Source organism: Cyanothece sp. BG0011 (assembly GCF_003013815.1).
Taxonomy (GTDB): domain Bacteria; phylum Cyanobacteriota; class Cyanobacteriia; order Cyanobacteriales; family Microcystaceae; genus Crocosphaera.
In genome coordinates, this window is record NZ_PRLH01000033.1 from 1 (window position 1) to 9,804 (window position 9,804).

At 42.4% G+C, this 9,804-nt stretch carries 7 protein-coding genes and 1 pseudogene; 3 read left to right on the forward strand and 5 right to left on the reverse strand.

Features of this window, described 5'->3' with window-relative positions:
- Positions 1-125: 125 nt before the first annotated feature.
- Positions 126-500 carry a response regulator gene (locus tag C4E06_RS05170; protein ID WP_107667107.1) on the reverse strand — a complete coding sequence of 125 codons (375 nt, stop codon included), beginning with the start codon at positions 498-500 and terminating at the stop codon, positions 126-128.
- 211 nt (positions 501-711) lie between these two features.
- Here C4E06_RS05170 and C4E06_RS05175 point away from each other — a divergent pair, with 211 nt between their 5' ends.
- Complete coding sequence (locus C4E06_RS05175) at positions 712-918, forward strand: hypothetical protein (protein WP_157951112.1); 207 nt, start codon at positions 712-714, stop codon at positions 916-918.
- A gap of 23 nt (positions 919-941) precedes the next feature.
- Here the strand turns inward: C4E06_RS05175 and C4E06_RS05180 are convergent, their stop codons facing one another.
- The gene (locus C4E06_RS05180; RefSeq protein WP_198648336.1) at positions 942-2,141 is read right to left on the reverse strand and encodes an RNA-guided endonuclease TnpB family protein; all 1,200 of its coding nucleotides are present in this window, start codon (positions 2,139-2,141) and stop codon (positions 942-944) included.
- A 237-nt stretch (positions 2,142-2,378) separates the two neighbouring features.
- On the opposite strand from C4E06_RS05180, the gene C4E06_RS05185 reads away from it, so the two are divergent.
- Positions 2,379-4,160 (forward strand): response regulator, encoded by a 1,782-nt coding sequence (locus C4E06_RS05185; RefSeq protein WP_107667110.1) that lies wholly within the window; start codon positions 2,379-2,381, stop codon positions 4,158-4,160.
- A gap of 6 nt (positions 4,161-4,166) precedes the next feature.
- On the opposite strand, the gene C4E06_RS05190 is transcribed toward C4E06_RS05185, so the two are convergent.
- The 3 genes from C4E06_RS05190 to tnpA form a co-directional block, all read right to left on the reverse strand.
- Positions 4,167-4,874, reverse strand: a complete 708-nt coding sequence (locus tag C4E06_RS05190; RefSeq protein WP_107667112.1) for a Crp/Fnr family transcriptional regulator — start codon at positions 4,872-4,874, stop codon at positions 4,167-4,169.
- Positions 4,875-5,135: 261 nt separating this feature from the next.
- Entirely contained in the window at positions 5,136-8,489 is a 3,354-nt protein-coding gene (locus C4E06_RS05195; RefSeq protein ID WP_107667111.1) for a CheR family methyltransferase, read from the reverse strand.
- Between the two features lie 98 nt (positions 8,490-8,587).
- Positions 8,588-9,001, reverse strand: coding sequence for an IS200/IS605 family transposase (gene tnpA, locus C4E06_RS05200; RefSeq protein WP_107666573.1), 414 nt, complete (start codon positions 8,999-9,001; stop codon positions 8,588-8,590).
- A gap of 31 nt (positions 9,002-9,032) precedes the next feature.
- Here tnpA and C4E06_RS05205 point away from each other — a divergent pair.
- Positions 9,033-9,804, forward strand: a pseudogene (locus C4E06_RS05205) (RNA-guided endonuclease InsQ/TnpB family protein); the annotation flags it as partial.

Sequence of the window (9,804 nt, forward strand, 5' to 3'; positions counted from 1 at the left end):
TCGTCCTCAAATTCCCTTTCCTACCCCTGGCTCTCAGTTTGTTTCTCCTCTTGAAACGTCGACTAATCAAACCATTCGCTTAGTTCTCATTCCGAATGGAACCGTTAAAACCCTTTTGGAGTAAGTTAAAATGTCACTAATTGAGTAATTTCTTGGGCTAATTCTAAGGGATTAAAAGGTTTAGGGATAATGCCGATGATGTTTAAAGAATCATAGTCAGTCTCATCAATCATATTGCTTTTTCCTGTTAGTAAAATAACAGGTATTTTTTGCGTAAGGGGATCGTACCTTAACTGATTCAGCAAGGCCAAACCATCAACATCAGGCATCATAACATCTAAAAGAATCAGATCCGGTTGTTGCCTGAGGGCTTTTTCTCGCCCCTCTTGACCGCTAGAAGCCGTTAATACTTCCCATTGGACTACTATTTCTAAAGAAGCTTTAACAACATCGAGAATAGCGCGTTCATCGTCAATTATTAGAATTTTTAAGTTTTTCATTTCAGTTTTTTACTAAATTTTGTCTTACTTTTTCTCCCTCGTCTCACAAAAATAAGTTCAATTATTTGATTTATCGTATTTTTTCCCCTCAAGGGACAATTTTATCAAGAAATTTCACAGAAAAGGGATTTTCAGAGAATTTTCATATTTTCCTTTTAAACTGTTCTTAAAGCAATGACAGTTGCCCCTTTTTGATTTTTTTTTACCCAAAATGTTCCATCACTTTAACAAACTAGGACAAATTTATACAACAGGTTATCAAATTCATCCAGAAAGCTATCCCACCCTCAAAGGCTGTAATTATTCATCAGAAAAATTAGCCAGAAAAGCCTGGAAAACTTGGACATTTCACTATCTTGAATACTGTTTGATCTTAGCGGCACCTTCCAAAACTCATTATGAATACAAAGCAGAATAAAAAGAGGCGTAAGGTTCCCAACGCTAAGCTGTCGCTATAGCGTGGGCTTTCTGTAGCCCTGAATTTACTGGACAAGCCAATAAACTCGAACCTCCAGGCGACCTTACACTTCGCCCCACTAAAGCTATCATCAACGACCCATTAAGATCAGCATCTCCAATCCATCCACAAGCTTTATTACTGCATTTAAAAGACTTATTATTTCTTAGTCCAATATGCAGACAACAATGACAAGTTTGCGATGTATATCTTGGGTTAATTGCTATTACCTCAATCCCTTCTTTAATTCCTTTATATTCTAGAAATGTTCTCAACTGATAGAAAGCCCATGAATTCGATCGTCTTCGTTCAGTTTTATTTCTAGGTTTTTGATTAGTTCTTTCTCGAATTCCCGTTAAATCTTCAATAGACACAAAGGATTGAGTTTGTTTAGCTTCGTTAATAATAGTTTTAGATATATTGTGGTTTAACCATGCCTGATATCTTCTTTCTTTCCCTGATAGCCGTTTCAAGATTTGACGACATCTACGCCGTGTTGACCTTGTGCCTTGGGTTGCTTTTTTCTGCAAAGAAGCTCTGACTTTGGTTAATTTATCCCGTTTTTCTTGAATGTTTTTTCCTGACCATGAGTTATTAGTTGAGGTAACTGCTATGTCTCTTCTCCCAAAATCTACCCCTATAACCCCCCTGCCTTCGGCATCCCCCCTATTAGGGGGGACTATGGGGGGTGGAGCATCAGATTTTAACTGAATATGCACATACCAATCCCCATCTTTATGTTGACAAACTTGTGCTGAGGTTGGGTTTTGACCTGATAATTTTCCTATATGGTAATTACTTACTCTCATAGGAATTTTCGCTCGTTTTCCTGTTGTACTAATACTAGCTAAATAACCAGTTTCAATAAACCGAAAAGTACGAGTATCACAGTCAAAGCTAGTAGGTTTAAAGTGTTTAACTTTTCTACCTTTTTGTTTAGCAGTTAAGCGATTAGCTGCAACTCTAGCGCAAGCTCTAACAACATGATTGGCTGTTAATCCAAAACGTTCCTTAACGTCTTGATAGCAAACAGCTTGAATTGAGTTTCTATTAGTCAAATTGGGCTTAACAGTCTTATTAATATAGTTACAAGCATCAGCAAACGCCTGAGCAGTATTACCCAACAGTTGGGTTTGCTCTGATGTAGGGTTAAGCTTTACAACTAGGGTTAAGACTTGTTTCATCGACCTTAAAAACTCACTATAATGACATATTAACATAAAAATCGTACTTCGTGTTAATATATTGGTCGCAATTCCTCTCGACTCTGTGCAATTGCGCCGACAGGAACTTTCAGTACAGAGCGAGCCTCCTTGCGACATCAAGGTGAACAAAGGAATTTTAGACAATACCCACTCAATAAGGAACCTTACCATTCATTAGAAACCTCCATGGAAGATCAACCCCAACAGTAAAATGAGATGAAAATATTACTAATTGAAGATGATTTTTCCACATCCTTGGCCATCTCAGAAGCCTTAAAGATGGAGAAATATCAGGTGGATCGGGCTGATAATGGTCAAATGGGCTTAGAACTAGCTGAATCTATAGACTACGACTTAATTTTGTTGGACATTATCTTACCCAAACTCAATGGCCTTGAAGTCTGTCGTCATCTACGCAATCACTACAATTACACACCAATTTTACTATTAACGGCTAAAAATAGTCCTCAAGACTGTGTTGCCGGGTTAGAAGCAGGAGCCGATGATTATCTGGTTAAACCCTTTGCTTGGAGTGAATTACTAGCTCGCATTAAGGCTCTGTTGCGCAGAGAAAAAACAGTTATCTGCGATGTTTTGACCTGGGAACATCTACAAATTAACCTCAATACCCATGAAGTTACTTATCAAGGATCATTGTTAAATTTGACCCCCATAGAATACGGTTTACTAGCGTTATTGTTAAGAAAACCTCAACGGATTTTCAGTCGTCAAACCATTTTAGATCGCCTCTGGCCCACTGATAAAAGTCCAGGGGAAGAAACCGTTACGGCTCATGTTAAAAAGTTACGACGGAAACTTAAGAAGGCTGGAATGAACAAAGAGATGATCAAAACCGTTTATGGGTTTGGTTATCGACTGGCAGAGCCAAACGAAGAAAGTTTAACCCCCTTTGAACAACAACTTCAAGAGAAAATATCCGAAATTTGGGAGCAAAAGAAAGAGAGATTAGAAAACGAGCGAGAAATGTTAGTTCAGTTAATTATCAATCTCCCCTCACAAGGCAGTCAAAAGTCGGCAAAAACAGAAGAAGCGATCGCCTTAGCCCATCGTTTAGGGGGAACCCTTGGTATTTTCGGCAAACAACAAGCATCCCAGATTCTAGAGCAAATGGAGCAATTACTGCAAAATCAAGCTGATAGCCAGCAATGGACGAAATTATTAGACTTAGCGATCGCCTTAGAGCAAACCTGGAACCTAGACGCTCAAACCATCCACTGTGGTGCCATTAATAGGGCTGAGGGTTTATTATGTATTGGGGTTGAACAACAATGGCTTCAAGTCCTCAAAACAGTTTCTTTCTTAGAACATTGCCCCATTGAAGCTGTTTCTACCCTCAAAGATGCTCAATCTATCCTAGGCTCTCATCAACCGAAGGCCGTGATCATCGATCTCGAATTAACAGAAACAAGGGACAAAGGCGTAACATTTCTCAGGGAGTTAGGGCAGAAAAACCCGAATTTACCGTTTTTTGTCCTAGATAGTCGCCATGATTTATCCTATCGTCTCGACATTGCCCATGCGGGCCAGGGAATGTTTCTGCACAAACCCTTAACCAGCGATCGCTTGTTGCGGGCCGTGATCAAGAAACTGCAACCCCACCCCACCCCAGAAGCAACCCTAATGTTAGTCGATGATGACTCCCTGTTTTTAGGGGCCTTAACTCCAATTTTAACGGCCTCTGGCTTTAAGGTCATTTGTCTGTCGGAACCGGAAAAATTTTGGCAAGTTTTAGAGGAAAATCACCCTGATGTGTTGATTTTGGACATGGAGATGCCCCAGTTTAACGGATTAGATTTGTGTAAAATCGTACGCAAGGATGATCGCTTTTGTTCTGTGCCCATTATATTTGTCTCTCGACATCAGAACTTTAAGATGATTGACCAAGGGTTTGCCTCTGGTGCGAATGATTATGTCCGTAAACCTCTGGTTCCAGAGGAACTAATTGCCCGTATTTTTAAGCAACTGAACAATAAGTAGTAGAATCTATCTTAAATGCAAACCGGCTAATTCGTTTTGTATCAGGCCATAGCATTCACAAGCTGAATTTTCTAATTCTTCCCGATTCAAAATGGTAATTTTACCCCGACTATATTGAATGATTCCTGCTCTTTGTAGCTTATTAGCGGCCACTGTCACCCCTGCTCGTCTCGTTCCCAATAGATTAGCCATCAATTCGTGGGTTAGGGGTAAAGGGTTTTCGAGTACACAGTCATAGACAGATAATAACCAACGAGCCAGACGTTGCTCTATAGTATGCTGACGATTACAAGCCGCTATTTGAGCAACTTGAGTCAGTCGCGTTTGGATATAAAAAAGCAATAGGTTTTGGAACCTTTCCCCTTGTTCAAATGCTTGTTTTAAAGGGTCAGCCTCTACTCTCAACGCTGTTCCCCCAATTGACACGATCGCTCTGTCAACATTATAATCACCTCCCAAAATAATAGGAAGACCAACCATCCCTTCATTGCCGACTAAGCTAACTTCTGTGCTGTTTCCAGTCTCCATAATTGAGAGAAGAGAAATCATTGCCGAATTAGGGAAATAGGCATAATTGAGCTTTTCTTGGCACTCATGGATCACAGTGCCGGCTGTTAAAATTATGGGTTTGAAATGAAGACTTAACCGTTTATATTCAGACTCGGGTAAAGCAAGAAGTAGTTTGTTGTCTAGACATTTCCTAGAGGGACTGATAACCACAATGATAATACCGTTTTCTATAACTAACTCTAAAAGACGAGTTTAACAGCAAAATCTGAAGATCCTCTGAAATTCAAATCGTACACCTTCGATAATCTCCCACACTACCCCACACCCCCCACACCCCCCACACCCCCCTTTAAAAGGGGGGCAGGGGGGGTTAGGGGCAGGGGGGGTTAGGGGCAGGGGGGGTTAGGGGGCAGGGGGGGTTAGGGGCAGGGGGGGTTAGGGGGCAGGGGGGTTGGGGGCAGAGTTTCATTCCGCCTTGGGTAGATTAATGGTAAAAGTTGCTCCCTGTCCTTTCCCTGGACTCTCAGCCATTACCGTGCCGCCCTGAGCTTCTACAAGAGAACGCACCAAGAACAGCCCCAACCCTAAACCTTTAGTCCGTTTCCTCTTATTAGAGCCATTCCCTTGCCGAAACTGCTCAAAAATATGGGGTAAGTCCTCAGACGAAATCCCTTCTCCCGTGTCCTGTACCTGTACCTGCACCTGAGTTGGCGTATCCAGCAACCGTAGGGTGATTTGACCCCCTCTAGGGGTAAATTTGATGGCGTTGCTCAATAGATTGGACAACACCTGGCGCATACGAGTCGGGTCAAGGGGTAATGGGGTGGGACAGGGTTGTAGGTCGGTTTCGAGTTGTAGCTCTTTTTTCTCGATCTGGGGTTGCACCTGGGCGATCGCTTGTTGCAGAAGTGCTGGCAAATCACAGGGTTCGAGGATAATTTCAAAACGTTGATGAATAATAGAAGAAACATCGAGCAAGTCTTCAATGAGTTGGGCTTGGGTTAACCCACTCTCAACGATGGCATTGATCCCCTCTTGCGTCTGTGCCTCATCTAACCGTCCTTCCTGCATCAGTTTCGCCCAACCAATAATGCTGGTTAAAGGGCTGCGTAGCTCATGGGAGATCAGAGCGAGAAACGCATCCTTACTAGCATTAGCTGCCTCAGCAATACGGGCTTTATCGAGTAGGATCTCACCATCACGCTGTGCTATCGCTAGGGAAATCATCGCCGACACCAGTGGGATATAGAGATCGAGCATCCGTAACTGCCGCTCACTGGGACGGTGGGGCCGCCGAAAATGGGTGGAAAGGATTCCCCGCAACTGCCCTTGACGATCCATCAGAGGAGTTGACTGTAGGGATCGAAACCCTGCTGATGCTGCGAGGGGAAGGTGAGATGCAAATTCTGGATCAGTTTCCACATCCTCAATAATCACCCTTTGCCCCGACTCCAGGGTGCGACGGCAAACAGCGCGCTCATTAACCCGCACTTCTCGGAAACGATCGAGAAACTCAGCATTAAACCCTCGATGGAGGATGATTTCTAATACTTCCCTTTCGGGGTCATAGAGTTGGATATTGCCCATATCTGCCTCAAGCAAGTCAATCGTGGCCTCAAGCACTTGATTCAAGACCAGATCGAGATCCAGGGAGGAGAATAACTGCAGACTCAGACTCTGTACCTGATTCATGGCCGATAACTCTTGTTGCAGTTGCTTCTGAGTATCCCGTAAATGTTGTTCGATTTGCTTGAGATGGTCAATATCCACCAGGGCCACAATGGCCCCCATAATCTGATTATCAATGGTACGGTAAGGACGAATCCGCAATACATACCAGTGACCTTGCCGATCCTGCACCTCCTGTTCCACTGTCTTTAGGGTAGCCATCACCTCTCTGACCAATGTTTCCAAATCAGAATCGATAATACTAAACCTCAGATCGCTGATGGGTCGTCCCACATCCGTTGGAATTACGTTAAACACAGTCTGGGCCGATGGGGTAAAACGGCGAATACAGAGATCATCCGATAGCATCAAAATGGGAATGTTGACATGGTTGATCAGGTTCAAGAGGTCATCGTTAGCGCGACGGGCTTCCACGTTGCGTTTTTGCAGTTCCTCATTGGTGGTTTTTAATTCTTCATTGGCCGATTGAATTTCCTCCTTAGCGGTTTGTAGTTCTTCATTGGTGCTTTTTAGTTCTTCATTGCTGGAGAGAATTTCTTCATTCGCTGTGATCAATTGTTGATTAGTCGATTCTTTTTCCTCAATGGTTAATTGTAGGAGAGTTTGAGTATCGAGCAACTCCTGACGACTAGCAGCCAGTCGCTGGCGGAGTTGGCGAATCTCCAGGTTAATCTCCACTGCTTCGACTTCCGTTTCTGCTGACTCTTCCCTCAGTGCTGATAGAGGTTCGGCTGTTTCACGCTGAAACAAGATCAGATAGCAACGGTCAGAGGAGGTAGAGGTATGAAAGGGAATCACTTCTACTGTCAAGTCTCTTTCTGATAATTCAGATATATCTCGAAGTTTCAAGCCCTCCCGTCTGACCGCGTTTCCCTGTTGTTTTGTTTCTTCAATGGCCATGCGGACTTCGATCAATAAACTGGGCCGAATCATCTTCAACAGGTTGTAACTGGGTTCTCCAGGGGGAATTCTCAAATAGGGACTGGTATCACCCCGACATTGCAAAATTTCTAGCTGTTCGTTGACAATAACCCCGGCCGGACCGAAGCGACTCAAGACAATCTGATCGGCCCACTGTTGGATGTTACTGCGATTGAGGGCGGAGGAAAACCCCTGTCTGGGTTCTAATTCTGTCTGTCTGGGATAGTAGCTGGCAATAAAGTCGAAGTTGAGACGGGAGGGAACGGACAGACGGGTATAAATCTTTGCTTGGCCATCAAAGACCTCAAATAAATCTTTGGTATCTCCCAAACTTTCGGAATTGCCCAACACCAGAAAGCCTGTGGCTTTAAGACTGTAGTGGAAGAAGGATAACACCCGTTTTTGTAAAGAGGACTTAAAGTAGATCAGGACATTGCGACAACTGAGGAGATCAATGTCGGAAAAGGGGGGATCACTGCTGAGATCCTGATGGGCAAAAATACACAGTTCTCGCACGGATTTTTTAATCTGATAGCCTCCATCTACCTCGTTAAAAAAGCGATAGCGGCGTTCGGGTGAGATATTTTCCATCTGGTTTTCTCGATAAAAGCCATTGCGAGCAATTTCAATGGCCTGATCACTAATATCGGTCCCAAAAATTTGAATGGTGCTACTAATTAACTGGCTATCGAGGCACTCTAGCAGACAGATGGCTAGGGAATAGGCTTCTTCCCCTGTCGCGCATCCAGGAACCCAAATACGAATGTTAGAGGCTGGAGTGGACTGTTGTAGCAGGAGGGGAAAGACTCGCTCTTGAAGGATGGTATAGACTTCGGGATCACGGAAAAAGTCAGTGACGGTAATCAGCACGTCTTGATACAAGGCCTGAATTTCGTCCGGGTGATCATACAAATACTGAATATACTCACTTAAGTTGAGGCATTTCTGTAACACCACGCGTCGCCCTAGTCTTCGCTGAAAGGTGGTGGGTTTATAATTGCTAAAATCAACCCCGGTTTGCCGTTGTAGTAGTCGGAATATGGTGATCAGTTCATCTTCGGCTATAGCTGGGGTTTCACCTTTTGCTGGTTCTGGACTGGCCTCTGCTCGCAAATAGGGATGACGCTTGAGTTTGACTAACTCCTCGGCTATTCTGGACGGGGACAGCACAAAATCTACTTTCCCTGTGGCAATAGCGGCGGCCGGCATTTCTCCAACTTAAATGTCGGTAAGGGGTCTCCCCTTATACGAATGTTAGGGGGAGGGGAATTACCGACCAAAAAATAAACCGACCATAGGGAGTCCTTTTAAACAGGAGATTGTTGTTTTTCAACATATTGTTTAAGTTGTTCAATCGTTACACCACCGCAAGTAGCAATAAAATAAGAACCAGTCCAGAACACAGGTTTTTGTCCATAAAATTGAGTTAAATGATCTGAAAAATCTTTTCTGATTAAACGAGAAGAAACAGTTTTTAAATTAGCAATAAATTTACTAAGTTGAACTTTAGGATTAAACTCAACAAGTAGATGAACATGGTCTGTTTCACCATTAAATTCTACTAATCGACAATCCCATTTACTGCAAGTATCTGTGAAAATTCGTTGCAGACGAGATAGGATGTCAGGGGTAATGACTTTTCTCCGATATTTAGTCACTAAGACAATATGTACGGCAAGTAAGTAAACTGACCTATTTTCTTTACTATAACTATTGTTCATTAACAACGATAAGTGCTACAATAATAGTATTATGATACTGACATTTGAGTACCGAATCAAGCCTAATCAAAAGCAAGCAGAGTGTATAAACCAGTGGTTAGAACTTTTACGTCGTCACTGGAACTATGCGCTAGGTCAGCGTTTGGACTGGTTAAGACGGACTCGATGTGCCATTGATAGATGCAGTTTAATTAGTGAAACCATAGGAGAAATACCAGAAAAAGTTAATTATTACACTCAACAATCAGATTTAAAACAGACAAAAACTCTCTTTCCTGACTACAAAAATATCTACTGCGAAGTTCAACAGATGAATCTTCAAAGATTAGAAAAAGCCTGGAAAAGATGGTTAGTTCCAGATAAAAAAGGTAAAAGAGGAGGGCGACCTAGATTTAAAAAAGCTGGTCAATTAAGGTCTTTTAGTTTTTCGAGAGTTAATCATCCCAAAGCTGTTATCAAGTTTCAAAATAATTGTCTTTGGACAAAAAAATGGGGAGCTATACCAGTTGTAATCCATCGTCCGATTCCTGAAAGTTTTATTCTTAAAACAGCTACATCGTTAAAAAAGCAGATGGATACTATGTCTGTATTACAGCAGAAGATGAGACGATTCCGAATGTTATTCCCATAGATAATATCAAATCAGCAGTTGGAATTGATGTAGGATTAAAAGAGTTTTTGACTACCAGTCAAGGAAAAACAGTTGCTGTTAAAAAAGATTTATCGCAATCGACAAAAGCATTTAGCTCGTCAACAACGTAAATTAGCCAGAAAAATAAAGGGTCAAAAAACTATGAGAAACA